This is a genomic window from Rhizobium sp. 01N424, assembly GCF_056399485.1.
Genome location: NZ_JBFTRK010000001.1, coordinates 104,797 through 129,716 on the forward strand (window position 1 = coordinate 104,797; position 24,920 = coordinate 129,716).

Consider the following 24,920-nt stretch of genomic DNA (forward strand, 5'->3'; position numbering starts at 1 on the left):
GCATGATTCCGCAGGAGATCATCCGGCGCAAGCGAAACGGCGAGACGCTCTCCACCGAAGAGATCGAGGCGTTCATCGCAGCCCTCGCGGCCGGACGTCTATCGGAAGGCCAGATCGGCGCTTTTGCCATGGCCGTCTGGTTCAAGGGCATGACCCGGACCGAGACGGTGGCGCTGACGCTGTCCATGGCGCGGTCGGGCGATATGCTCGACTGGAGAGACATCGACCGGCCGATCGCCGACAAGCATTCCACAGGCGGTGTCGGCGATAACGTCTCGCTGATGCTGGCACCGATCGCCGCCGCCTGCGGCCTCGCCGTTCCAATGATATCGGGCCGCGGTCTCGGCCATACCGGCGGAACGCTCGACAAGCTGGAATCCATTCCCGGCTATGAAATTACGCCTGACGCGGCCCTGTTCCGAAAAGCCGTCAAGGATGCCGGCTGCGCCATCATCGGCCAGACCGGATCGCTGGCGCCTGCCGATGGCAAGCTTTATGCCGTGCGCGATGTAACCGCGACGGTCGATTCAGTTCCACTGATCACCGCGTCCATCCTCTCCAAGAAGCTGGCGGCCGGGCTGCAGACCCTGGTGCTCGACGTCAAGACGGGAAACGGCGCCTTCATGACGGATCATGAGGAAGCGATCATCCTTGCGGCCGCGCTGGTCGAAGTTGCCAACGGCGCAGGCGTCAAGACATCGGCGCTGATCACCGACATGAACCAGCCTCTGGCCGATGCCGCCGGTAATGCCGTCGAAATCTGGAATTGCCTCGATTTTCTCGCCGGCAAGAAGTCCGGCACGCGGTTGGAAGAGATCGTGCTTACCTTTGCCGCAGAGATGCTGGTGAGCAGCGGCGTTTCCACCTCGTTGCCGGAAGGCGAGGCAATGGCGCGCAACGCGCTCTCCTCGGGACGCGCCGCCGAGATATTTGGGCGCATGGTGAGCGTGCTCGGCGGCCCAGCTGACTTCGCCGAGAAACCATCCAAATATCTGAAGGCCGCCGCTGTCCAGAAAACGGTCCTGGCGCCCGAAAGCGGCTGGCTCTCCAGCTGCAATGCCAGAGACGTCGGAATGGCCGTCATCGATCTCGGCGGCGGGCGCAGACACCCTTCGGACAAGATCGACCACAGTGTCGGCTTCTCCGATCTCCTGCCGCTCGGAACGCAGGTCGAGAAGGGCCAACCGATCGCCATGGTTCACGCAGCAGATGAAATCGCGGCCGCCAGGGCGGCAGCCGGTATTCTCGCCACCTATCGCATAGCCAGCGGTAAACCGGATCTGCCTGCCGTCATCTCCGGCCGCGTCTGATTACTGCTTGAGGCTCAGCGAGCCATCGGCAACCGAGTAGGACTGCAGCTTTTTCAGGAAGCTCATGCCGACAAGCGTCTGGGACAGCGCATCGTCCTTCAGCACGAAGGCTTCGACGCCCTGAACGCGAATGCCGCCGATTTCGACGCGGTCGAGCGTTACATGCGCTGCCTTCGTCTGGCCGTTGGCAGTATTGACCGCATAGCGGAAATCGAGCTGGTTGCCGCCGTAGCCGAGGCGGCGCGCCAGGCTTTCGTTCAGCGCCACATAGGTGGCGCCTGTATCGATCATGCCCTGCACCGGCTTGCCATTGATCTTGAAGTCGCCATTGAAATGGCCCTGGGCGTCAGCCGGAAGGCGCATGGTGCCGCTGCCGTAAGCGGGCGCAGCAGGGGACGCGGCATCAGGCGCGGCTGAAACGTAATTGGCTGAAATGGGCTGGTTCGCGGGTTCCGGGCTCGTCGCCGTAAACAACGATGGCACCTGGGTCGCCAGCGCCGCAGCAATGCTCGCGAAAATGACCGTACGCATGAGCATGAAACAGAAATCCTTCCTGTATAAACCGCGCATCATGCGAGGCCTCATGCTTCAAGCAGCTACGCCATAATTGCTGACAAGTTGCTAACGCCTGATGTCAAAAGGCCCGGATCGACTGTCCGGGCCTTGTTTCTGCACTGATTTGGTAAATTCGGCGTTGAAATCACTTCGTTCCGTACATGCGGTCGCCGGCATCGCCGAGGCCAGGCATGATGTAGCCCCGCTCATTGAGATGGCTGTCGATCGAAGCGGTGAAGACCGGCACATCGGGATGCTCGTCGCGGAAATTCTTTAGGCCCTCGGGGGCAGCCAGCAGGCAGAGGAAACGGATGTTGCGCGCACCACGCTCCTTCAACTTGTCGATTGCCGCGATCGCCGAATTGCCGGTCGCCAGCATCGGATCGACGACGATGATCAGGCGCTCGGAAATGTCTTCGGGAGCCTTGAAGAAATACTCGACCGGCTGCAGCGTTTCGTGATCGCGATAAACGCCGATATGCGAGACGCGGGCCGAGGGCACCAGGTCGAGCATGCCTTCGAGCAGGCCGTTGCCGGCGCGCAGGATCGAGGCGAAAACCAGCTTCTTGCCTTCGAGCACCGGGGACTCGATCGTCTGCAGCGGTGTCTCGATGGTTTCCATCGTCAGCTCGAGATCGCGCGTGACCTCGTAGCAGAGCAGGGTGGAAATTTCGCGCAGCAACCGGCGGAAGCTGCCCGTCGATGTCTCCTTGCGCCGCATGATGGTCAGTTTGTGCTGAACAAGCGGGTGATCGATGACGGTGACGCCTTCCATGGCCAAGCCTTCCTCTGATTATCGTTATCGGACGTTTCTTCCATGGAAATCGCCCGGACTGCAAGAGTGCAGGCGATTTTCAGGGGATGATCCCCAGTCCGGCGGGCTCAGAGCCGGGCAAGCAGTGCCCGCCGCGTCTCCTCATCGACAAAGGCCGCTTCGATACCCGTCCGGGTCAGATCATTGATTTCACCGTCGCTAAAGCCGAAGGCCTCCGAGGCCAGCTCGTATTCTCGCTTCAGCGACGTGTGAAAGAACGGCGGATCGTCGGAGCTGATGGTCACGCGTACGCCCGCTTCCTTCAGCTTCCGCAGAGGATGCGCCGCGAAATCGGGGAAAACCTTGAGCGCGATGTTCGATCCGGGGCAGACTTCCAGAACAGTGCCTTGATCGGCAAGCCGCTTGACGAGGTCGGGGTTCTCGATTGCGCGAACGCCATGGCCGATCCGCGAAGGGCGCACATCATTGAGCGCATCCTCGACGCTGAAGGCGCCGCAGACTTCACCGGCATGGATCGTCAGGCCAAGACCGGCATCGCGCGCAATATCGAAGGCGCGGGCATAATCCGCAACGCGGCCCATCCGCTCTTCGCCGGCGAGATTGAAGCCTGTTATCAGCGGGTTCCTGGCCTTGGCGGCATATTCCGCTGCTCCGATCACGCTCTCCGGACCGAAATGGCGCTCGCCGGTGACGATCAGCCGTGCCTCGATGCCGTGCGCAGTTTTCGCCCGCCGGATACCTTCGCAAACACCGGCAATATAAGCGTCGGCCCCGAGGCCGATGCGCTTGCCATGATCGGGTGACACGATCAGCTCGCTATAGATCGTGCCGATACCGGCAAGTTCTTCGAGATAGGTTTCGGTCAGAAGCGCGTAGTCTTCCTCGGTCTTGTAGACCTCCGAGACCTTGTCGTAGCACTCCAGAAAGCTGGCGAAATCGTGCCAGACATAGGCGCCGTCGCGAAGATAAGGCGAGATATCGATATTGTATTTGCGCGCCTGCGCCAGCGTCAGCGCCGGTGGCGCCGCCCCTTCCAGGTGGCAGTGCAGTTCGACCTTTTTCAAATGCGATGTCATAGAAAACTTCTCCCATGCGGCCCGGCGGCAATACCGAGATGCCGGGCAACCGTCTCGCCGATATCGGCATATGTTCTGCGGATCCCGATATCGCGCGAGCGCAGACCGGGGCCGTAGGCAAGGATCGGCACGCGCTCGCGGGTATGGTCGGTTCCCCGCCAGGTCGGATCGCAGCCGTGATCGGCCGTCAGGATCACGAGATCGCCGGGCGCCAGCTTGCGATGTACATCGGGAAGGCGGGCGTCGAAGGCCTCGAGCGCGGCGGCATAACCCGGCACGTCGCGGCGGTGGCCATAGACCATGTCGAAATCGACGAAATTGGTGAAGACCAGATCGCCGTCCTTCGCCTCGTCCATCGCTGCCAGTGACGCGTCCATCAGCGCATCGTTGCCGTTTGCCTTGATGACGCGGGAAACGCCTTGGTGGGCGAAGATATCGCCGATCTTGCCGACGGCGTGCACCTTGCGCTCGGCCTTCACCAGCCGGTCAAGCAGCGTCGGCTCGGGCGGCGGAACCGAGAAATCGCGGCGATTGCCGGTGCGCTCGAATGTCGAGACGGTTTCACCGATGAAGGGGCGGGCGATGACCCGGCCGATATTGTAGCTGTCGAGCAGAGCCCGGGCGATTCGGCAGAAACCAAGCAGGCGCTCGAGCCCGAAATGCTTCTCGTGCGCGGCAACCTGAAACACGGAATCCGCCGACGTGTAGCAGATCGGTTTGCCACTGCGGATATGCTCTTCGCCATATCGCGCGATGATGTCTGTGCCGGACGCGTGGCAATTTCCGAGAATACCGGGCACATCAGCGGCGGCGCAAAGAGCCTCAACGAGATGCGGCGGAAAGGCATCGCCCTCTGTTGGAAAGTAACCCCAGTCGAAAGTGACGGGCGTTCCGGCGATTTCCCAATGACCTGACGGCGTATCCTTGCCGCGGGAGACTTCGTTGGCACAGCCATGGATGCCATAAACCTTTTCCGGCATCGGCATGCCGGCAGGCAGGCGTCCCGTGGCGGTCTTGGCGATATCGAGCAGACCGAGCGCCGACATGTTTGGCAGAAGCAGCGGCCCAGATCGCAACCCGGCGCGATCTGCAGCACCTGCCGCGCAGAATTCCGCAATATGGCCGAGCGTATCGGCACCCTCGTCACCGTAGCTGGCAGCATCGGGGCTGCCGCCGACACCGAAGGAATCGAGTACGAAGAGAAATGCACGTGCCATCATCAAACCAATCGCCATGCGGCCCGCAGGCCGTGATGGCGCTCAGGCATATAACGGTGTGGCCACCATTGCAAATTGCGGCAGGGAGAGGCTCAGCAGTCGCCGCAGGGAATACTGTCGTTCTGACGCTGGCGATAATAGTAGGTCCGGCTGATCGTCAGCGTTTGCAGGTTGCCCGGCAAGAAGGCGGGACTGAATGCTAGGAGCCGGTAGGGGATGCTCAATTCCGACCGGACGAGAAAGCTGCTCGCCTTCAACATGTCGGCAGGGATGCCGCTGACCGCGGAGTTAGCGGTGTAAGGCGCCGTAGTTGACGTGTTTGTCCAAGACCAGAGCACTTTGGGGTTGGCGCTCGCGTCAATCGTAATGCCGGTCAGCTTGATCTGCATTTTCGTCGTATTGTAGGGGACGAAGATGGCGTTGGCGACGGAACTGATCTGCGTCAGCGTGCTCTTGGTGACGTTTTGTTGCTGTGTCACGATATCGGCGACTGACCCCGCCGCGCGTGACGCGCGCTTGCTCACGCTCAAGCCGATGGTAATCTCAAAGGCGCCGATGTAGAGCATTACCAGGATCGGAAACAGGATCGCGAACTCGATCGCGCCAACACCGCTGCTGTCGTGCAGAAGCTGTTTCAGTTTCAACCTGGCTGCGAAGATCCGAGCGCGCATCATCATCATGGATATTGCTCGTTCTGGAATGCTGCCGTCGCGACGATCAGGAACTCATTGAGGCGTGCTCCAGTCGTCGTTTTGTACGGCGTGATGTAAGGGCGGACCAGATCTGTGATAACCTGCCACTTGTAATAGGCGCGCACCATATTCTTCGTGCCGGAACCGCCTGGATTGTATTGCAAGCCGGACGTGTCGAGGCCTGTCGCATTCATTGGAATGGTCACCGGTATGTCCGAGAAATTCGTGAATGTCCGGACGTCGAGCCAGAGCTTGTTCGGCGTTGCCACCTCGGCAGCGGAGCAATTGATGAGGATGGAGACCTCGTTGCAGAACCGCTGCCTGAAGTCCTTCACGTCGGGCACATCCGTGGCCCGGCCCAAGTTGAATGTGATCTGACCGGTGCGCATGCGGCGGGCCATCGTATCGACGCCGTTGGATACCAGTTCTTCGGCTGCGAAGGCGACGAAGGTTTCGATAATCGCGAAGATCACCATGAAATAGGGAATGGCGAGCAATGCAAATTCGATCGCAGCAGAGCCGTCTTTGGAACGCGCGAACGCTCTAAACCGCCTGCGCTTCTTCGTGCCGGGCATCGCAGGCTGGTCCTGCGGGCAGGGAATTGCGCTTTGGGGCGAGTTTGTCATGCACCGATCCTAGGGCGCGATCGTTGATTTTCCGTTTCAGAGCGAAGCAACAATTTAACGGATGGTGACCGAGGCCGATATGCTAGCCGCCTGTTGCTTCGGTCGCGGCCTGTTGCGTGTGTTGTTCGCAGGCCGGTGAACAGGACAGAACCGAGCGGTCGGTCTGGCGGTAGACCCGGACGGTGTTGCCTTCGTCGATCGATACCAGGATTGTCTGGTCGAGAATTGCGTTTCCGTCGACATCCAGCAGAACGATGTTGGTCGTTCCGAAGCTGCGGCCTGTCAGTACGATCGTCTTGGAATCGGCGACAGTCGCATCGGCAACCTTGGCATTGCCGACGATGACCTTGCTGACCGCCCGGTCGAGCTTCAGCACGCGCGCGTGATCCATGTAAACCCGCAGCATGTCTTCTTCCGCAGACGCGGGTTGCAAAAGAGCGAACCACGGCAAGGCTGCTATGCAGGCGACCAATACACTCTTGCCGCGTGATGACATGGAACTCTCTCTTGAATTTCTGCAGAATTTCTCAACAGCATGGAAAAAATTGGTGAATGAAGACTTAAAAGTCTCTGATTTCCCCAAATCGCGGCCCCCGGCATCCCGAAATAGGACGTTTTCGCCGGCGCCAGCGGGAGACGCATCATTCCGGGACCGGCCGTTGTATTGAAATGTAACGCCGTGAATGCTTGGCGGTGAACGTCTTTCATGTATAGATAAAATGATAATATATCCGCTAAGAAACTGATTACCATGAGCGGCTCTACTTTAGCATTAACACTCTGGTAACCCTCTTCTTTAAGCCGATTGAAACAGCGCCTCGCTAGGTTGAGCCAATCCGATCAACGGCAAACAGTTGGCGGACGTGCTGAACATCAACTGGAGTTAGGAGTTAGATATGACCAAGCTTGTAAGCCGTTTCCTGAAAGACGAATCTGGTGCGACCGCAATCGAGTACGGCCTGATCGCAGCGCTCATTTCCGTAGCGCTCATCACCGGTGCCACCAGCCTCGGTGGTAAGCTGAACTCGACATTCGCGAACCTTGCCAATACGATTGGCAACAAAACGAACTAATGACAAGACGCGGCGTTTTTTAACGACGCCGCCCAAAAGGCTCACCTTCCGGTGGGCCTTTTTAGCTTGATACGGGGAGCTTCATGATCGCGGCAATTGTTTTCGTCGTATTTCCGCTCTGCCTGGCAATGGCGGCAGCTTCCGATCTTCTTACGATGACGATACCCAATCGCGTGTCTCTTCTTATGGCGGCTTCGTTTCTCGCTATAGCGCCGCTCGCCGGTCTTTCCTTGAATGAAATTGCCTTTAGCGTGCTGGCAGCGCTGGTGGTCTTTGCCGTTTGCTTTGTACTCTTTGCTTTGAATACCATGGGCGGGGGTGACGCGAAGTTGCTTTCGGCGGCCGCTTTATGGTTTGGATTCACGCCCGCTATGCTTCTCTTCGTTTCCTCCGTCGGACTGGCCGGCGGCGCTCTGACACTGACGATCCTGCTGATGAGAACGCAATCGAATGCAATCTTGGCGATGGGTGTTCCCTTGCCGAATTCGCTGATTTTTGCCAAGAAGATTCCCTACGGCATAGCGATCGCGGCGGGCGGCTTTATTGCATTTCCGTCTTCGCCAATCTTTGTCGCGACGCTCGAAGCCTTGAAATAACGGCGTTTTAATCGACCGTTAACTTAAAATGTAAGGCTTCCGTTAACTATAATTATACCAATTCCTGACCATTCTGCGGGACGAATATGCATCGTTTCGAGGAATGATCGATGAAGCCCGCGCGTCTTCTCATACTTTCAGTGGCCGTTGTCGCCGCCGGCCTGGCCGGCCTTTTGGCGATGAAGCTCGCTGGACGCGGTGGTGTCGTCACCCAGGTTCAGTCGGTCGTCGAGAAAGAGCCGACGGTCAATGTTCTCGTCTCCAGCTCAAATCTTCCCGTCGGCGCCCGCATCGATGATAAAGCCGTGCACTGGATGCCCTGGCCACAGGGCGGCGTTGTGCAGGGCTTCATCACCGAAGCGGACAAGCCCGATGCTCTGAAGGAGCTGCAGGGCGCCGTCGTCCGGCTGCCGATATTCGAAGGCGAACCGATCCGGCCTGAAAAGGTCGCCGATTCCAACAGCCGCATTCTCTCGGCTCTGCTGCCCGCCGGCAAGCGGGCTGTCGCGACCGAGATCTCGGTTGCGACAGGGGCGGGCGGCTTCATCCTCCCCAATGACCGCGTTGACGTGATCATGGTTCGCAAGGGAACGGGTGCCGAGAAGTTCATAACCGAGACTGTCCTGAGCAACGTTCGTGTTCTCGCGATCGACCAGCAGATCCAGGAAAAGGACGATGGCTCCAAGGCCGTCGTCGGTACGACTGCCACGCTTGAGCTCACCCCCGATCAGACGAAGGTCCTCGTCGTTGCGCAGCAGATGGCGGACCGGCTTTCGCTGGCGTTGCGCTCGATTGCCGACGCGCAGGATCAGGATACGAGCGCCGCTGACTATCTCCTGAGCGGTGACAACGGAAACGCCTTGGTTCAGGTCATCAAGTCTGGATCGATCGTTACCGACAGCAGTGCGCCCAAGGCAGAATGAGGACGTTGAGATGACCAAGACAATGCGGCGCACCAGACTTCTGCTCACCGGCTTCCTGTCGCTGACCACAGCCGTTACGGGCCTGACGCCAGGTTTCATTGCACCAATTCTTGGCGCTTCAAGCGCATTTGCTGATTCCGATGGTATTGTCCGCATCTCGCAGACGGGGCCCGGAGCACATCGCCGTCTCAAGATCGGCCTCAACAAGGCGGTTGTCATCGACCTGCCTGAGGATGCGCACGATATCCTCGTCTCCGATCCGTCGATGGCCGACGCCGTCACGCGCACGTCGCGCCGTATCTATCTGTTCGGCAAGAAGGTAGGCCAGACCAACATCTTCATTTTCGGCGGCGACGGTCAGGAAGTCGTCAGCCTCGACATCGAGATCGAGCGCGACGTCTCCGGTCTCGAAGCCAATCTCAAGCGCTTCATTCAGGACTCGAACATCAATGTCGAGATCGTCTCGGACAACATCGTTCTGACGGGAACGGTCCGTACGCCACAGGACGCGACCCAGGCTGCCGATCTGGCGCAGGCCTTTCTGAAGGGCGGTGAAGCCACCACCCGTACAGAAACCGCCTCCAGCACTGCGCAGCAGGGCGACGTCGCGTTGTTCGCGGAAGCCCGGCAGCAGTCGCAAGTGGTCAATCTGCTGCAGATCCAGGGCGAGGATCAGGTCACACTGAAGGTGACGATTGCCGAAGTGCGCCGCGAGATCCTCAAGCAGATCGGGTTTGACAATCTCGTCTCGAATGCCTCCGGCCTAAATGTTGCTAGGCTGGGCTCGCCCGTCCCGGATGGAAACTCGGCCGTTCTGGGAGGCGGCCTCGCCGCGTTGTTCAAGTCGTCGATCGGTAAATACGATATATCGACCTATCTAAACGCCCTCGAACAGGCGAAGGTTGTGAGAACCCTCGCTGAACCAACATTGACGGCGATCTCGGGCCAGGCAGCGACTTTCAATTCCGGTGGTCAGGTCCTGTATTCCACGACCGACAACGACGGCAATGTTACCGTGGTTCCTTACAACTACGGTATCAACTTGGCGTTCAAGCCTGTCGTCCTGTCATCAGGACGTATCAGCTTGGAAATCAAGACGAATGTTTCCGAGCCTGCACCATCCGTAAGCGGGTCGGTACCCACATACCAGCGCCGCTCTGCCGAAACCTCCGTTGAACTGCCCTCGGGCGGATCGATCGCGCTTGCCGGCCTAATCCGCGATAATGTCTCACAGACGTCGAATGGCACGCCCGGGGTCAACAAGATCCCGCTTCTCGGCACCTTGTTCCGCCAGCGCAGCGTCCAGCGTGAGGAAACCGAGCTTGTCATTATCGCGACGCCCTATCTCGTGCGTCCGGTTGCTCGCAATCTGCTCAACCGTCCCGACGACAATTTCAGCCCGGAAAATGATGGCCAGGCCTTCTTCATGAACCGGGTGAATAAGGTCTACGGCGGCCGCGAGGCGCCGGTTGCCGACGCTCAGTTCCATGGCTCCATTGGGTTTATCTACAAATGAAAACGATGCGGCGGGACACAATCATGACGAAGCCCAATCAGGCGGTGGCCGATATGACGAAGATCAAAGGAAGCTCATCGAAGTTGCTGGCAGCGGCCGCTCTGCTCGCTGCGGCCGCGCTGACAAGCTGCGCCGCTCCGCGTGACAATCTGACCACCGGCGGCATCCCGGATGACTATCGCCAGCGTCATCCCATCGTCGTTACCGAAGCCGAACAGGCCGTCGATATTCCGGTCGCGACCACGGACCGCCGTCTGACGATTGCTCAGCGAGATCTGATCCGGGGCTTTGCGGCAACCTATACTTCGCGCGCATCCGGTCCTGTCTATCTGATGTCACCGCAGGGTTCGGCAAATGCGTTTGCCGTCAGCCAGGTTCGCGGGCAAGTGCGCGCCGAACTCGCCTCGCGCGGTATCCCCACGTCGAAGATCGTCTATGCGTCTTATGCGGCCGCAGGCGGCGGCGATGCAGCCCCGATCCGTCTGACCTTCACCGGGACAACGGCCGTCACGACCCAATGCGGCCAGTGGCCAAAGGATATCGGAGGCGGCTTCGACAACCAGAATTACTACAATTTCGGTTGCGCCTATCAGAACAATCTGGCTGCCCAAGTCGCCAATCCGGAAGATTTCATCGCGCCCCGCGGCATGACGCCGATCGACGCGGCACGGCGTAACGACGCTATCACCGAATATCGCACCTATCGCACGGCTATCGAGACGAACGGTAGCTCTGACTTCTAATGCGGAACTGATCCAATGAGCGCAGTCGACTACGAGATCAAGAACACGACCGAGCTTCGCAACGCGGAGGAAGCGGTCCGTATGGCGGAGCTCGAGAATATGCGACCACTTCCGCGTATCTCGGTTCACGCCTTCTGCGAAAGCGAAGGTCTCCAGGACGCCATGGAACGCTGCGGCAACGACCGCCGCATGTCGAAGGTCAGCCTTCGCATAACCAGTGGTGGCATCGCGGCCGCCGCGAACATGTTTCAGACCACGCCGACGCCGAATCTAATCATTCTTGAAACCAGAGCCAATGCTGCAAATCTCATGGTTGAGCTCGCGCCGCTGGCAAGCGTTTGCGATCCATCGACCAAGGTTGTCGTCGTCGGTCACTACAACGATATATCCCTTTATCGCGATCTGATCCGCAATGGGATCTCCGAATATATCGTCCAACCCGTCGCAATGCCGGACTTGATGATGGCAATGGCGGCTATCTTTGTCGATCCGGACGCCGAGCCGCTTGGCAAGAGCATTGCATTCATCGGCGCTAAGGGTGGCGTTGGCGCCTCGACGATCGCCCATAACTGCGCCTTCGGCATCTCGAATCTGTTCTCGACGGAAACGATCCTCGCCGATCTCGATCTTCCCTATGGAACGGCCAACATCAATTTCGACCAGGATCCGACGCTGGGGATCGCCGAGGCGGTTTTCGCTCCTGAAAGGCTCGACGAAGTCTTCCTGGACCGGCTGTTGACGAAATGCTCCGAGCACCTGTCGATGCTTGCGGCGCCGTCTCTCCTCGACCGGGTCTACGACTTCGATGGTCAGGCATTTCAGCCTGTCCTCGATGTGCTGCAGCGCAATGCACCTATTACCGTGCTCGATGTTCCGCATACATGGTCCGAGTGGACGCGTTCCGTTCTCGGCTCGGCTGATGAGGTGGTGATTTGCGCCGCGCCAGATCTGGCTAACCTGCGCAACACCAAGAATATGCTCGACGCTCTGCGCAAGCTACGTCCCAATGACAAGGCGCCGCATCTCATTCTCAACCAGGTCGGGATGCCCAAGCGTCCGGAAATCACCCCGGGGGATTTCTGCGAGCCACTGGAAACGGACCCGATCGCAATCATTCCGTTCGATATCAACTTGTTTGGAAACGCTGCGAATAGTGGCCGGATGATCTCGGAAATGGACGCGAAATCACCCACAGCAGAAACCTTCTCGCAGGTTGCCCATATCGTCACCGGCCGTGTCGCCATGAAGAAGGCGAAGCGCTCAAGCCTTCTTGGGCTTTTGAAGCGCGGCAAGTGACAGACGTAAAAGTGTAGATTGGAATCTGGCATGTTCGGAAAACGCGGAAATGAGGGTTTCGGAAAGGCCGCCGGCGTTGCAGCCCCGCCGCCGCCGGCTGCCGCGGCTGTTTCGCCGTCGGCCTCTCCGAGCGTCATCGTCGAACCGAACCGCGAACCGGCACGCGCCCAGGTAACGCCGCCGCCGATGCAGACACCGCAGCGCCGCCGCCCGGCGCGCACGGACGAATATTACGACACCAAAGCGCAGGTCTTCTCCGCGCTGATCGATACGATCGATCTGTCTCAGCTTGCCAAACTCGATGCCGAAAGTGCCCGCGAAGAAATTCGCGATATCGTCAACGACATCATCACGATCAAGAATTTCGCGATGTCGATCTCGGAGCAGGAAGAGCTGCTCGAGGACATCTGCAACGACGTCCTGGGTTACGGCCCGCTGGAGCCGTTGCTCGCACGCGACGACATTGCCGACATCATGGTCAATGGCGCCGGAAAGACCTTCATCGAAGTCGGCGGCAAGACCATCGAATCGGAAATCCGATTCCGCGATAATGGCCAATTGCTGTCGATCTGCCAGCGCATCGTCAGCCAGGTCGGCCGCCGCGTCGACGAATCGAGCCCGATCTGCGACGCACGTCTTCCCGATGGCTCGCGCGTCAACGTCATCGCGCCGCCGCTGGCGATTGATGGCCCGGCGCTGACGATTCGTAAGTTCAAGAAGGACAAGCTGACGCTCGATCAGCTGGTTCGCTTCGGCGCAATCACGCCCGAAGGTGCAACTCTGCTGCAGATCATCGGCCGCGTCCGGTGCAATGTCGTCATCTCAGGCGGTACGGGTTCGGGAAAGACCACACTTCTGAATTGTTTGACGAACTATATCGACCGCGATGAGCGTGTCATCACCTGCGAAGATACGGCCGAATTGCAGCTTCAGCAGCCGCATGTAGTCCGTCTCGAAACACGCCCGCCGAATATCGAAGGCGAGGGCGAGATTACCATGCGTGACCTCGTCAAGAACTGCCTTCGTATGCGCCCTGAACGCATCATCGTCGGCGAAGTGCGTGGACCTGAAGTGTTCGACCTTCTGCAGGCGATGAACACCGGCCACGACGGTTCGATGGGAACGATCCACTCGAACTCGCCGCGTGAATGCCTGAGCCGGATCGAATCGATGATCGCGATGGGTGGCTTCAGCCTGCCTGCAAAGACCGTCCGTGAAATCATCGCCGGATCGATCGATGTCATCGTCCAGGCGGCGCGCCTTCGCGATGGTTCGCGCCGCATCACGGCGATCACGGAGGTGATAGGTATGGAAGGCGATGTGATCATCACCCAGGACCTGATGCGCTACGAGATCGATGGCGAAGATGCTGCAGGCCGGTTGATCGGCCGTCACATGTCCACCGGCATCGGCAAGCCGAACTTCTGGGATCGCGCCCGCTACTACAACGAAGAGAAGCGCCTGGCCGCAGCCCTTGATGAAATGGAAACGAAGTCGAAGGGGGCGTGATGTTCGGTCTTGATCCCATCGTTCTTGGCATCATTCTTCTCGTGGCCATCGCCTCGGGTGCCGTTTGCTATGGTTTGCTTTTTACCCGGATGGAGACCGAGAAGAAGGCCGCAAGCCGCGTCAGCCGCGTCGGTTCGGCCGAAACAGACCGGTCGAACGTCAAGGCGGCTCGCGATCGCGTTCAGGAAATGTCCAAACGCCGCAAGTCGGTGCAGGACAACCTGAAGGATCTCGAGAAGCGGCAGCAGGAGAACCATAAGCGCAAGCTCTCTCTGAAATCGCGTCTGACGCAGGCTGGTTTCACGATGACGCCCGCCAAGTTCTATATGTTCAGCGGCGGCTTCGGCTTTTTCCTGATGTTGATCGCCTTCATTGCAGGCGCTCCCACGATGCTGACACTGGCCGCTCCTGTAGTTGCAGGTCTTGGCTTGCCGCGCTGGATTCTCGGTTTTCTTATCAAGCGCCGTCAGAATAAGTTTCTGGACGAGTTTCCGAATGCACTGGACGTTATCGTCCGCTCGATCAAGTCGGGTCTGCCGCTGAACGATGCGATCCGGCTGATTGCTAACGAAGGCCGGGATCCGGTCAAGAGTGAATTTCGCCGCGTCGTCGAATCGCAGCAGATCGGTCTCAGCATTCCGGATGCCTGCTCCCGTATGACCAATTACATGCCACTGCAGGAAGTCAGTTTTTTCGCAATCGTCATCGCCATCCAGTCCCAAGCCGGCGGCAACCTATCGGAAGCGATCGGCAACCTCTCCAAGGTGTTGCGCGACCGCAAAAAGATGAAAGCCAAGGTCAAGGCTTTGTCCATGGAAGCCAAGGCATCAGCCTGCATTATCGGTGCTCTTCCGTTTATCGTTGCGACGCTCGTTTACATGACGTCGCCTCAGTACATGCTCATCCTTTTCACTGATCCCAGGGGTCACTTGATCGTGGGTCTGTCCGCAGTCTGGATGTCGATCGGCATCTATGTGATGCGCAACATGGTCAGTTTTGACATCTAACGGGAGCGCGAGCCATGTCTTCGGAACTTGCATCAGGGCTCACGGATCCGGCGACGCTGGTCGCCTTGTTCGTCGCGATCGCCGTATTTGCAACGCTTTACACGATCGCGGTGCCGTTTTTTGAGCGCGGTGATCTGAACAAAAGAATGCGGGCCGTATCGACCGAGCGTGACCAGATGCGCGCCCGTGAGCGCGCCCGCATGAATTCTGAAACGGCAGCAAACAAGGCATCGCTAAGAGCCCAGAACAACCACTCAGTTCGCCAGATCGTCGAACGCTTCAATTTGCGAAAAGCTCTGGTCGATGAAAATACGATGAACAAGCTGAAGGCCGCTGGCTATCGTTCTGAGAACGCACTCAACATGTTCCTCGTTGCGCGATTTCTGTTGCCGTTTCTCTTCCTCGGGGTCGCCGTATTTTACATTTTCGGCCTTGGCTATATGATCGAAAAACCATTTCCGATCAGACTGCTGACGGTTATCGGAATCTCCTACATTGGCTTCTACGCTCCGAATATTTTCATCTCCAACCGTATGGGCAAGCGTCAGCACTCGATCAAGCGCGCCTGGCCGGATGCACTCGATCTGATGCTGATCTGCGTTGAATCGGGTATCTCGATCGAAGCTGCGATGCGCCGTGTCTCGGAAGAACTGGGTGAGCAGTCGCCGCCGCTCGCCGAGGAAATGGTCCTGACGACCGCAGAGCTGTCCTTCCTGCCCGATCGCCGTCAGGCGCTCGAAAACCTCGGCACCCGAACGCAGATCGATATCGTCCGTTCGGTCACGGCGGCCCTAATCCAGGCCGACCGTTACGGCACGCCGATCTCGCAGGCTCTTCGTGTTCTTGCCCAGGAAGGTCGAGACGAGCGTATGAACGAGGCGGAAAAGAAGGCGGCCGCTCTGCCGCCGAAGCTGACGGTGCCGATGATCCTGTTCTTCCTGCCGGTTCTGGTCGCCGTCATCCTCGGCCCAGCCGGTATCCAGGTCGCCGATCGCTTCTGAGGTGCTTGAAGAGCGCGGCCAACCCGTCTAGCCATGGAGCCTGATTGGCCGGAAGGGCAGCTGTCGCGCTCTTCGGTCACAAAGGAGCTCTCATGTCATCTGCTGCCATTCTCGCCAGTATTTTCGCGGCCATGCTTATCGGGGCAATGAGCCCCGGTCCGAGTTTTGTCGTCGTTTCCCGGATCGCTATTTCCCGATCGCGCCTAGACGGCCTCTGCGCCGCCTTGGGCATGGGCATCGGCGGCGTCATCTTCAGCGCGCTTGCGCTCGCCGGATTGACCGCGCTGCTGACGCAATTCTCCTGGCTTTATCTCGTGCTGAAGATCGCGGGCGGCGCCTATCTCGTCTATATCGCCTACCGGATCTGGCAAGGTGCCGCAGACCCGCTTGAGATGACAGGTGTTGCCGAGGGCCGATCATCGCTGCGGCGCAGCTTCTCGACGGCACTTCTGACGCAGCTCAGCAACCCGAAGACCATTGTTGTCTATGCCAGCATTTTTGCAGCTTTTCTGCCGAAGTCCGTTCCGCTCGCCGTCGCCGTCGGCTTGCCGATCGGAATTTTTGCCATCGAGACGGGCTGGTACACCGTGGTAGCGCTGGCCTTTTCGGCCCGCAGACCGCGTCAGGCCTATCTGGCGGCAAAGGCATGGATCGACCGTGCCGCCGGCGTCGTCATGGGTGGACTTGGCCTGCGCCTGATCTATGCAGGGGTGAACCTGCGATAGAGAATCGCCGGATCAGTTGGTGTTGTTCGCCGCCTGGCTATCCTTGGAAGCCAGCTTTTGCCAGGAATTCTGCTGCGAAAGCATCGAGCGCAGATAGGCGACATTGGCGTCGGCTTGCTGAGGGGAGAGTTCGCGCCTAGCAATCTGCTCGGCTTCCGGGAAGCGTCCCTGCAGTCCGACGACGAGCGCCAGGTTCTGGCGGACGCGGCTGTCGGCGCTAGGCTGGCCTGCCGCCTGCCGCATGTAGGTTTCCGCCGTGCGAAGATCGCCCGTCAGCACGTAGGACATGCCGAGATTGGAAAGAACCGAAGGTTCGTTCGGCATGATATCCAGCGCGTCGCGATAGCGCGCCCGTGCTTCGCTGGCCTTGCCCATCTGGTCGAGGATTGCGCCTTGGGCTGAAACCAGCTTCCAGTCGGGCCGGTCGGGCGTCTGCGCGCGGCTGATGGTGTCGAGCGCCTGCTGAAGCTGTCCGGCCGCCGCCTGCGCCTTGCCGTAGGCGGCCAGAACGTTGCGGTCGCTCGGATTGGAAATCGCCACCTGCTGCATGACGGCCAGCGCCTGCGCGTCACGTCCGGCCGAGCGCAGCAAGCTCGCATAATAGACGCCATTGGTTGGATCGCGCGGGTTTTTCTCGTATATCTGTCCGGCACGCTCGGTGGCAGACCGCATTTCGTTGACGTCCATCGTCTCGACCGGCTTCGCAGAAGCGGGGATCGATCCGGTGGTCATCTTGTCTTTGGTTGTTGTGCAGCCGGCGAGCGTCAGGCCGACCAGCGCCACAACGGCACCCTGCAGGAGACGGGTCTTGAGCGAAGTGGTGGCCAAACGAGGCATCGCGCTTTCCTGAATTCAGAAACAGGCGCCTGACCTCTAATCGGAACAGGGAAAGGTGTGACGCAATCTTCGCTCCAGCAATAGTCTGTTAACCCTAACAGACCGTTAAGAAACGATTCCGGATACCGCCGAAGGACTCCAATGGCCCCCTATCAATTTATCGAGAGACCGACGCCCTTCAACAACAAGGGCGGCTCGACACTCCCGATTTTCGCAGTGACGCCTGCCCATATCGAAACCGGCACCATCGATCCGATCGCTCTCGATTGGGCAAAGAAGGCCGGCTATCGTGCCGAAAGCGGCTCTCTGCTGTTGATCCCGACGGCCGAAGGCCATCTCGGCGGCGCGCTCTTCGGTCTCGGCACGAATCCTTCCGAACAGCCATACATCACCGGCAAGCTGGCGCGCTCGCTGCCGGCTGGCGACTGGCATATCGAAACCGCGCCGCTGACGGCCAATCGCCTGGCGCTTGGCTTCGGCCTCGGCAGCTACCGCTTCGATCGTTACCGCTCCGAAAAGCCGGCCGCCGCGACACTGATGATCCCGCGCGATGCCGATGCCGCCGATATCAAGCGTCAGCTTGCCGGCGTGTTCCTCGCCCGCGACCTGATCAACACGCCGACCAACGACATGGGACCGGAGCAGCTTGAGGCAGCTTTCCGCGGCCTTGCCGAGCACTACAAGGCGGAAATGTCCGTCATCATCGGCGATGACCTGCTGAAGGAGAATTTTCCGCTGGTTCATACCGTCGGCCGCGCCAGCGCCGATGCGCCGCGCCTTCTGGAGCTGCGCTGGGGCAAGAAGGGCCATCGCAAGGTCACGCTGGTTGGCAAGGGCGTCTGCTTCGATACCGGCGGCCTCGACATCAAGCCATCCTCCTCCATGCTGCTGATGAAGAAGGACATGGGCGGCGCTGCCAATGTCATGGGCCTAGCGCTGATGATTATGGACGCCAAGCTGAAGGTCGATCTGCGCGTCATCATTCCCGTTGTCGAAAACTCGATCTCAGCCAACGCCTTCCGCCCCGGCGATATCTACAAGAGCCGCAAGGGCCTGACCGTCCAGATCGACAATACCGATGCCGAAGGCCGACTGATCCTCGCCGATGCGCTGACCTATGCCGACGAAGAGTCCCCCGATCTGCTGATCGACATGGCAACGCTGACGGGTGCCGCGCGTGTCGCGCTCGGCCCCGATCTGCCGCCTTTCTTCACGGATGATGCGAGCCTGGCGCATGACCTGACTGAAGCGAGCCTGGAGACGGACGACCCACTTTGGCGTCTGCCGCTCTACATGGGCTACGACAAGGATATCCGTTCGAAGCTCGCCGACATCACCAACGCGCCGGCAGGCGGGATGGCGGGTGCCATTACCGCGGCTCTCTTCCTGAAGCGTTTCGTCAGCAAGACGAAGAGCTGGGCCCATTTCGACATCTACGGCTGGGCGCCATCGGAACGGGCGCATTCCCCCGGCGGCGGCGAGGCGCAGGCGATCCGCGCGCTCTATCACCATATCCGCCAGAGCCTCTGAGGCGATCGTTAAAATTTTATTAACCTTGAGAGGCGGCAGATTCTGCCGCCTCTTGCGTATGCGCCCGCGCTGCGGACAATAGGAACGTTAGCGTAACGATCTCCGGAGGGCCTGTGCCGATCGAACTGACTGCCTCGCAGGCATTGGGGCTTTGGCATGGCGTCGCCCTCGATCAGGTGCGCCACGATAATCGTGACCTGACGCTTCGGCAGATGGCTATCCTTCTGCACATCTACCTCGTGCCGCCGCCACACACCGTTCGCGGTCTTGCTGCCACGCTTGAGGTCACCAAGCCGGTCATCACCCGCGCCCTGGATACGATGGGTGAAATGGGGCTGGTCGACAGGGTGCGCGACGACGCGGATCGGCGTAATGTCATCATCAAACGCACCGTCGGCGGTGCGCTCTATCTTGAAAAGCTGGGCGATCTCGTGCGCGAGAAGGGCCGCAAGCTTTCGCCTTGAAGGGACTGTCATGACCATGCTCGACCGGCGCCTCAATGCCCACAGACCGGATCTCGCCGATGCCTCGCTTGAGGGCAAAGTCGAGGCTGCGCGCTTCGTCTCAGGCTCTTCGGCGCGTGTTGCCGTACCCGTCGCGCCGCTTCGCCCGGTTGCCGATCTAACGCGCGGTATCGATACCGAACTGCTGATGGGCGAAGACGTGACGATCTTCGAACGCTCCGGCGGCTGGTGCTGGCTGAAGGCGGCGTCCGATGGCTATGTCGGCTACATGCCGGAAGAGATGCTGACAACGGCGGCTCCCGAGCCCACGCATGTGGTCAACGTCCAGCGGACTTTCGTCTATCAGGAGCCCGAGCTTCGCAAACCCTACCGGTCGGTCCTGTCGATGGGCAGCCGCGTCCACATTACCGGCGAGGCGGAAACCAGGGGAAATCACTATCACCTGCTTGCTGACGGCACGGCGATTTTCTCGAAGCATCTGCAGCCGATCGGCTCGGGCAAGGATATCGACTATGTCGAGATCGCCCTGCAGTTCCTGAACACGCCCTATCTCTGGGGCGGGCGCTCCGGTCTCGGGATCGATTGTTCCGGCCTCGTACAGCTGGCGTTGCTAATGACCGGCCGCGGCGCGCCGCGCGATACCGACATGCAGGCAGCAGGCCTCGGCACAGCGATCGAACGCCCCGAGCTTCGCCGCGGCGATCTGGTGTTCTGGAAGGGGCATGTGGCTGTCATGGAGGATGCCGAAACCATCATCCATGCCAATGGCCACACCATGACCGTCGCCCGCGAGAATTTCGAGGAAGCGGTCGAGCGCATCGGCTGGCTCTATGAGCAGCCAAACGGCTACCGCCGCCCGTTCTAGCGCTGCCGCGGGTCCAGCCAGTCCCGGAGACCATCGCCGAGCAGGTTGAAGCCGAGAACAGCGAGCGCGATCGCCAGGCCGGGCAGGATTGCGAGCCACGGTGCCGCCCCCATGAAGGTCTGCGAATCCGCCAGCATGCGCCCCCAGGTCGGCGCAGGCGGCGCCATGCCGAGGCCAAGAAAGCTGAGGCCCGCCTCTGTCAGGATCGCCAGCCCCAGCTGGGTGGTCGCCTGCACGATGATCTGGCTCATGATGTTGGGCGCCACGTGCCGCAAGGAGATCGTCAGGCGGCTGTTGCCGATCGCCTGTGCCGCCAGCACATAATCGCGGCTCCAGGCCTGCAGCGCGGTCGCCAGCGTCACGCGCGCGAAAACCGGGATCATGAAGACGGCAATCGCAATGATCGCCGTGAAGCGCCCGGTTCCGAGAAACGCGCCGAGGATCATCGCCGAAAGGATCGGGGGCAGGGCGAAAATCACGTCGCAGGCCCGCATCAGCAGGGCTTCGAAAATGCCCCTGATCGCTGCGGCGGAAATGCCGATGATCGAGCCGATCGCGCCGCCGATCGCAACGGAAGTGAGTGCGATCGACAAAGAATTCCAGCACCCGGCCATCAGCATCGACAGCACGTCGCGCCCGAACTGGTCCGTGCCGAGCAAACCATAGGCGAGCGGCGGCTGAAGCTTGTGGACGATCTGCATTTTCGCCGGCGGCAGCGGCGTCCAGAACAGGGACAGGACCGCGACCGTCACCAGCGCGCCAACGATCGATATGCCAGCAGACAATGTAATTTGCCGGCTAATTTTTCTGACCGGCAGCATGGTGCCCGCAGAGATGTTTGCCATCACGCCGCCCTCCGCAGCCGAGGGTCGATCGCCAGATAGGACATGTCGACGACGAAATTCATGACGATCACCAGCGCCGCAAAGAACAGCACGACATCCTGCATGACGATGATGTCGCGCTGCGCCAGCGCCTGCAGCGCCAGGCGTCCGAGGCCGGGAAGATTGAAGACGTTTTCGACCAGCACTGCCCCCGCCACCAGAAAGGTGAACTGCAGCCCGAGGATCGTCATGACGGGCACCAGCGCATTCGGCACCGCATGCCGCCACAGCACGGCGGCGGACGAAAGCCCCTTGGCCCGCGCTGTCCGCGAAAAGTCCTCGTGCAGGACGTCGAGCACCGCCGATCGTGTCACCCGCGTCAGCACGCCTGCTTGCGGCAGGGCCAGGGCAACGGCGGGCATCACGAGCGCCTGCAGTGCTGGCCAGATGCCATTTCCCCATCCCGGGAAACCACCGGCCGGCATCACGCCGAGCGACGTCGAAAACAGGATGATCATCAGCAATGCGACCCAGAAGGCGGGGACGGCGATGCTGATCTGCGAAAACAGGGTTGCTGCAAAGTCGGCGATTCCGCCGCGCCGGGCCGCTGCAAAGCTGCCGAGCGGCAGTGCGATCACCACCGAGAGAGCGATCGCGAAGATCGCCAGCGGCAGGGTGACAGCCAGCCGTTCGGCAATCAGCCCGGCAACGGGAACGCCATAGGTATAGGATTGGCCGAGATCGCCGCTGAAAACGCCGGCCACCCAATGCCCGTAGCGCAGGATCAGGGGCTGATCGAGCCCGAGTTCATGGCGCAAGGCTGCAAGTGTGTCGGGTGCTGCCGATGTGCCCAGCATGATCGACGCGGGATCACCCGGCAGCAGGTCCATGACCGAGAAGATCAGGAAGGACACGATGACAAGCGTGAGCACCAGGCCGGCGATGCGGCGGGCAAGCAGATGCATCATGCGACGGCCACGCTGGCAAGGGCTGCGCGTGCTCTCCACCCTCCCGCATCATTGTGCTCGTTACAGCGGTCCAGCCACCGCGCGTCGGTGAGGTGAATGACCGGTACGAGGAGGTCTGCCACGCCCCAGGATTGGGGCGCATTGGATTTCTGTGACAAGCACAGGAGTGAGGAAAGATGAAGGGCGCAAGCAAGTTCCGGCATCTCACCAATCCAAGATCGTCTGTACCGCTGCGAACTCAGTATGCCGATTATTCCGTCCACGAAACATTCGTCAGAACGTTCGAGGGAATAGGCTCGTTCTCCCAAAGGCCCGTCAGCTTCTTGTTCCAGACGCCAAGCTTGGGCATCACGAAGAGATAAAGCGCCGGCACGTCCTCTGCCAGGATTTTCTGGGCCTCGCCGTAGATCCGGTTCTGCTCCGCCGGATCCGTCGTTTGCTGCACTTTCGTCATCAGGGCGTTGAAACCGGGGTTCTTGTAATTGAAGTAGTAGGGATCGCGCGAATAGATGTCGATATCCATCGGTTCGGCGTGAGCCACGATGGTCATGTCGAAAGCGCGGTCCTTCATGACATCCTGCACCCATTTCGCCGGAAATTCCGTCGGCTCGATGTTCATCGTCACGCCGATTTCAGCAAACATCGCCTGCATGACCTGCGCGCTGCGTGGCGCATAGGCCATCTGCGGCACCTTGATGGTGAAGCTGAATCCTTCGGGATAGCCGGCTTCGGCCAGCAGCGCCTTGGCCTTTTCCGGGTTGTAGGCCAGCACGCCCGTCGTGTCCTGATAGCCGGGATCATTCGGCGTGTAATGACTGCCGATCGCGGTGCCCAGACCGGACCACGCGCCTTCGATCACCGTCTGTCGGTCGATCGCCATCATTAGCGCCTGGCGGACCCGCTTGTCGTCGAAGGGCTTCCTGGCGTTGTTCATGCCGGCGACGACCTTGAGTTCGGTGTTGCCGATTTTTGTCGTCAGCCGCGGGTCGCCGTCGAACGAACTCATCAGCTCCGGTGCCGCGAATTCCGGGATCGCATCGATGTCGCCTGCCTTGAGGGCCGCAGCCTGCGCCTGCGGATCGGCGATGAAGCGGAAGGTCACCGTATCGAGCTTCACCGAAACCTGCTTGTTCCAGTAGGTCTCGTTCTTTGCCAGCTCGACCTTGTCGCCTTTCGCCCAGTTGACGAACTTGAATGGCCCCGTGCCCACAGGCACGGTCTTGTCGTTACCGGCCGATTTCGGGGCGACCATCACCGATGCCGGCCAGCCGAGCCAGTAGAGCAGGCTGCCGGTGGGCGCAGACAGATGCAGAACGAGCGTTTCGGCATCCGGCGTATCGATCGATGCGATCGAGGCGAAGAAGCGCTTCTGCGGATTGACCGAGTCCTTGCCACGTGCACGATCGAGCGCAAATTTCGCCGCACCCGCGTCGAAGATTTCGCCATCGTGGAAGGTAACGCCGCTCTGCAGCTTGAATGTGTATGTCAGGCCATCTGCGGACACGTCCCAGCTCCTGGCGAGCTGCGGCTGCACCTTGCCGCTCTCGTCGATCGAGACGAGGCCTTCGAAGACGTTCTGCCACGTCACCTGGCCGATTGCCACAGGCGCCGCGATGGTGGGGTCGAGCCCGGTCGGTTCCACGCCCATGCCGAGATTGAGCGTCGTCTTCGCCGCAGCATCGGCTGAGACAATGGCGCCCGGACCGGCAGCGTAGAGAACGACAAGAATGGGAAGAAGGCGGACGGAGGGGGCAAGGCGTATCATCGATATCCCGTCGGTTTTGGTGAGCACAAATTGTGTTCTCTGTGTATCGAAAAGCGATACACACTAAAACCGGGGGCAATGCAAGAGGCTCGCCTACCACGGCATCAGCGCGCCTTTAACTGGCTGCGCATGAAATCCTCGATAAAGCCGCTAAGTTTCGCTGCGGCAAAGGAAAGCTGCCTGTCCGGCGCGATCGAGAGTTCGGCATGAGTGCGGATCGCGCTTTCGGCAGCGAGCTTTATGGCAGTCAGCGCCCCGGCCTCGATCTCGCGCCGCACGGAAAGCTGCGGCAGCAGCGTCACCGCCATGTTGCTCAGCACCAGTTCTTTCAGCATCTCAAGCGCGCTGACGGTGAATGCCGGCTCGATGGTCAGGCCCTGCCGCCCGGCGGCGGCATCGAAGCTCTGCCGGAAGCCGAAGGATTTTTCAGGAAGCGCCAGCGTATGGCGGGCAAGCTCGCGCAGCGTCACCTCCTTGAGGCCGGCAAGCGCATGCCGACTGGAGGCGATAACGTCATAGGCGATTTCCGAGCGGGCGATGACTTTGACCTCTGTCGTCGCGGGCGCAAACAGCGTCAATGCCATGTCGGCCTGAGCGGAATTGACCGCCTCGATCGCCTGGCGCGCACTGGTGATGATCACCTCGAAGCGGATATTCGGATAGCTGCGCCCGAATTCGGCCAGCGACGGGGTCAGCAGGCTGGCGACGATGGCGCCGTTTGCAAAGATCGTTACCCGGCCACGCTCCAGCCCTTTCAGGTCCTCGATCAGCTGCTGGACGTGCTCGAGCTCCCGCAGCGTCCGCCCGGCGCGGGTGGCCAGCAATTCGCCGGCGGCCGTCAGCGTCACCCCGCGGGCGCTGCGTTCGACGAGCGGCGTGCCGAAGAATTCCTCAAGGTTTTCGATCTGGCGGCTGACGGCTGTCGGTGCAACGTTCAGGTTCTCCGCCGCCTGGCGCATCGAGCTGGTTCTGACAAGTTCGTCGAAATACATCAGCGCCCGGATCTGCATGCGTCTCTCCCGCCTTC

At 60.2% G+C, this 24,920-nt stretch carries 26 protein-coding genes; 14 read left to right on the top strand and 12 right to left on the bottom strand.

Annotation, left to right across the window (positions count from 1 at the left end; genetic code table 11):
- Nucleotides 1-2 precede the first annotated feature (2 nt).
- Nucleotides 3-1,310 carry a thymidine phosphorylase gene (deoA, locus tag AC1DNK_RS00550; protein ID WP_477938781.1) on the top strand — a complete coding sequence of 436 codons (1,308 nt, stop codon included), beginning with the start codon at nucleotides 3-5 and terminating at the stop codon, nucleotides 1,308-1,310.
- Here deoA and AC1DNK_RS00555 read toward each other — a convergent pair whose 3' ends face one another.
- From AC1DNK_RS00555 to AC1DNK_RS00585, 7 genes are all read right to left on the bottom strand, one after another.
- Nucleotides 1,311-1,883 (bottom strand): TIGR02281 family clan AA aspartic protease, encoded by a 573-nt coding sequence (locus AC1DNK_RS00555; RefSeq protein ID WP_112540000.1) that lies wholly within the window; start codon nucleotides 1,881-1,883, stop codon nucleotides 1,311-1,313.
- A 127-nt stretch (nucleotides 1,884-2,010) separates the two neighbouring features.
- On the bottom strand, nucleotides 2,011-2,640 hold the full coding sequence (gene upp / locus AC1DNK_RS00560; protein ID WP_477938782.1) for a uracil phosphoribosyltransferase: 630 nt from the start codon (nucleotides 2,638-2,640) through the stop codon (nucleotides 2,011-2,013).
- Between the two features lie 107 nt (nucleotides 2,641-2,747).
- Complete coding sequence (locus tag AC1DNK_RS00565) at nucleotides 2,748-3,716, bottom strand: adenosine deaminase (RefSeq protein ID WP_477938784.1); 969 nt, start codon at nucleotides 3,714-3,716, stop codon at nucleotides 2,748-2,750.
- On the bottom strand, nucleotides 3,713-4,933 hold the full coding sequence (locus AC1DNK_RS00570; protein WP_477939829.1) for a phosphopentomutase: 1,221 nt from the start codon (nucleotides 4,931-4,933) through the stop codon (nucleotides 3,713-3,715). The genes AC1DNK_RS00565 and AC1DNK_RS00570 overlap by 4 nt, the downstream gene beginning before the upstream one ends.
- A 92-nt stretch (nucleotides 4,934-5,025) precedes the next feature.
- Nucleotides 5,026-5,610 (bottom strand): TadE/TadG family type IV pilus assembly protein, encoded by a 585-nt coding sequence (locus AC1DNK_RS00575; RefSeq protein WP_477939831.1) that lies wholly within the window; start codon nucleotides 5,608-5,610, stop codon nucleotides 5,026-5,028.
- On the bottom strand, nucleotides 5,610-6,200 hold the full coding sequence (locus tag AC1DNK_RS00580) for a TadE/TadG family type IV pilus assembly protein (RefSeq protein WP_477939832.1): 591 nt from the start codon (nucleotides 6,198-6,200) through the stop codon (nucleotides 5,610-5,612). The genes AC1DNK_RS00575 and AC1DNK_RS00580 overlap by 1 nt, the downstream gene beginning before the upstream one ends.
- Nucleotides 6,201-6,333: 133 nt before the next feature.
- The gene (locus tag AC1DNK_RS00585) at nucleotides 6,334-6,747 is read right to left on the bottom strand and encodes a pilus assembly protein N-terminal domain-containing protein (protein ID WP_112385092.1); all 414 of its coding nucleotides are present in this window, start codon (nucleotides 6,745-6,747) and stop codon (nucleotides 6,334-6,336) included.
- Between the two features lie 400 nt (nucleotides 6,748-7,147).
- On the opposite strand from AC1DNK_RS00585, the gene AC1DNK_RS00590 reads away from it, so the two are divergent.
- The 10 genes from AC1DNK_RS00590 to AC1DNK_RS00635 all read left to right on the top strand — a co-directional run bounded on the left by AC1DNK_RS00590 (nucleotide 7,148) and on the right by AC1DNK_RS00635 (nucleotide 16,640).
- On the top strand, nucleotides 7,148-7,324 hold the full coding sequence (locus AC1DNK_RS00590) for a Flp family type IVb pilin (protein WP_112385093.1): 177 nt from the start codon (nucleotides 7,148-7,150) through the stop codon (nucleotides 7,322-7,324).
- Nucleotides 7,325-7,407: 83 nt separating this feature from the next.
- Nucleotides 7,408-7,920 (top strand): A24 family peptidase, encoded by a 513-nt coding sequence (locus tag AC1DNK_RS00595; RefSeq protein WP_477938786.1) that lies wholly within the window; start codon nucleotides 7,408-7,410, stop codon nucleotides 7,918-7,920.
- A gap of 110 nt (nucleotides 7,921-8,030) precedes the next feature.
- Nucleotides 8,031-8,843 carry a Flp pilus assembly protein CpaB gene (gene cpaB / locus AC1DNK_RS00600; protein ID WP_112385095.1) on the top strand — a complete coding sequence of 271 codons (813 nt, stop codon included), beginning with the start codon at nucleotides 8,031-8,033 and terminating at the stop codon, nucleotides 8,841-8,843.
- Between the two features lie 10 nt (nucleotides 8,844-8,853).
- Nucleotides 8,854-10,359 (top strand): type II and III secretion system protein family protein, encoded by a 1,506-nt coding sequence (locus AC1DNK_RS00605; protein WP_112385096.1) that lies wholly within the window; start codon nucleotides 8,854-8,856, stop codon nucleotides 10,357-10,359.
- Nucleotides 10,360-10,382: 23 nt separating this feature from the next.
- On the top strand, nucleotides 10,383-11,102 hold the full coding sequence (locus AC1DNK_RS00610) for a CpaD family pilus assembly protein (RefSeq protein ID WP_477938787.1): 720 nt from the start codon (nucleotides 10,383-10,385) through the stop codon (nucleotides 11,100-11,102).
- 15 nt (nucleotides 11,103-11,117) lie between these two features.
- Nucleotides 11,118-12,398 (top strand): CpaE/TadZ family protein, encoded by a 1,281-nt coding sequence (locus tag AC1DNK_RS00615; RefSeq protein WP_477938788.1) that lies wholly within the window; start codon nucleotides 11,118-11,120, stop codon nucleotides 12,396-12,398.
- A gap of 30 nt (nucleotides 12,399-12,428) precedes the next feature.
- Nucleotides 12,429-13,907 (top strand): CpaF family protein, encoded by a 1,479-nt coding sequence (locus AC1DNK_RS00620; RefSeq protein WP_477938790.1) that lies wholly within the window; start codon nucleotides 12,429-12,431, stop codon nucleotides 13,905-13,907.
- A complete protein-coding gene (locus AC1DNK_RS00625; RefSeq protein ID WP_477938791.1) occupies nucleotides 13,907-14,914 on the top strand; it encodes a type II secretion system F family protein in 1,008 nt (335 codons plus the stop codon). The genes AC1DNK_RS00620 and AC1DNK_RS00625 overlap by 1 nt, the downstream gene beginning before the upstream one ends.
- A 14-nt stretch (nucleotides 14,915-14,928) precedes the next feature.
- A complete protein-coding gene (locus AC1DNK_RS00630; protein ID WP_477938793.1) occupies nucleotides 14,929-15,915 on the top strand; it encodes a type II secretion system F family protein in 987 nt (328 codons plus the stop codon).
- A 92-nt stretch (nucleotides 15,916-16,007) separates the two neighbouring features.
- The gene (locus AC1DNK_RS00635) at nucleotides 16,008-16,640 is read left to right on the top strand and encodes a LysE family translocator (protein WP_477938794.1); all 633 of its coding nucleotides are present in this window, start codon (nucleotides 16,008-16,010) and stop codon (nucleotides 16,638-16,640) included.
- A 12-nt stretch (nucleotides 16,641-16,652) separates the two neighbouring features.
- Here the strand turns inward: AC1DNK_RS00635 and AC1DNK_RS00640 are convergent, their stop codons facing one another.
- A complete protein-coding gene (locus tag AC1DNK_RS00640; protein WP_112540014.1) occupies nucleotides 16,653-17,477 on the bottom strand; it encodes a tetratricopeptide repeat protein in 825 nt (274 codons plus the stop codon).
- 141 nt (nucleotides 17,478-17,618) lie between these two features.
- Between AC1DNK_RS00640 and AC1DNK_RS00645 the strand changes: the two genes are divergently transcribed.
- From AC1DNK_RS00645 to AC1DNK_RS00655, 3 genes are all read left to right on the top strand, one after another.
- The gene (locus AC1DNK_RS00645; RefSeq protein WP_112514224.1) at nucleotides 17,619-19,007 is read left to right on the top strand and encodes a leucyl aminopeptidase family protein; all 1,389 of its coding nucleotides are present in this window, start codon (nucleotides 17,619-17,621) and stop codon (nucleotides 19,005-19,007) included.
- Nucleotides 19,008-19,120: 113 nt separating this feature from the next.
- Nucleotides 19,121-19,471 carry a MarR family transcriptional regulator gene (locus AC1DNK_RS00650; protein WP_477938795.1) on the top strand — a complete coding sequence of 117 codons (351 nt, stop codon included), beginning with the start codon at nucleotides 19,121-19,123 and terminating at the stop codon, nucleotides 19,469-19,471.
- A 10-nt stretch (nucleotides 19,472-19,481) separates the two neighbouring features.
- Nucleotides 19,482-20,336, top strand: coding sequence for a C40 family peptidase (locus AC1DNK_RS00655; protein WP_477938796.1), 855 nt, complete (start codon nucleotides 19,482-19,484; stop codon nucleotides 20,334-20,336).
- Here AC1DNK_RS00655 and AC1DNK_RS00660 read toward each other — a convergent pair.
- The 4 genes from AC1DNK_RS00660 to AC1DNK_RS00675 all read right to left on the bottom strand — a co-directional run bounded on the left by AC1DNK_RS00660 (nucleotide 20,333) and on the right by AC1DNK_RS00675 (nucleotide 24,903).
- Nucleotides 20,333-21,181, bottom strand: coding sequence for an ABC transporter permease (locus tag AC1DNK_RS00660; RefSeq protein ID WP_477938797.1), 849 nt, complete (start codon nucleotides 21,179-21,181; stop codon nucleotides 20,333-20,335). The genes AC1DNK_RS00655 and AC1DNK_RS00660 overlap by 4 nt on opposite strands.
- On the bottom strand, nucleotides 21,181-22,128 hold the full coding sequence (locus tag AC1DNK_RS00665) for an ABC transporter permease (protein ID WP_477938798.1): 948 nt from the start codon (nucleotides 22,126-22,128) through the stop codon (nucleotides 21,181-21,183). Before AC1DNK_RS00665 ends, AC1DNK_RS00660 begins: the two co-directional genes overlap by 1 nt.
- Nucleotides 22,129-22,378: 250 nt before the next feature.
- Nucleotides 22,379-23,893, bottom strand: coding sequence for an ABC transporter substrate-binding protein (locus AC1DNK_RS00670; RefSeq protein WP_477938800.1), 1,515 nt, complete (start codon nucleotides 23,891-23,893; stop codon nucleotides 22,379-22,381).
- A gap of 104 nt (nucleotides 23,894-23,997) precedes the next feature.
- A complete protein-coding gene (locus AC1DNK_RS00675; RefSeq protein WP_477938801.1) occupies nucleotides 23,998-24,903 on the bottom strand; it encodes a LysR family transcriptional regulator in 906 nt (301 codons plus the stop codon).
- Nucleotides 24,904-24,920 lie beyond the last annotated feature (17 nt).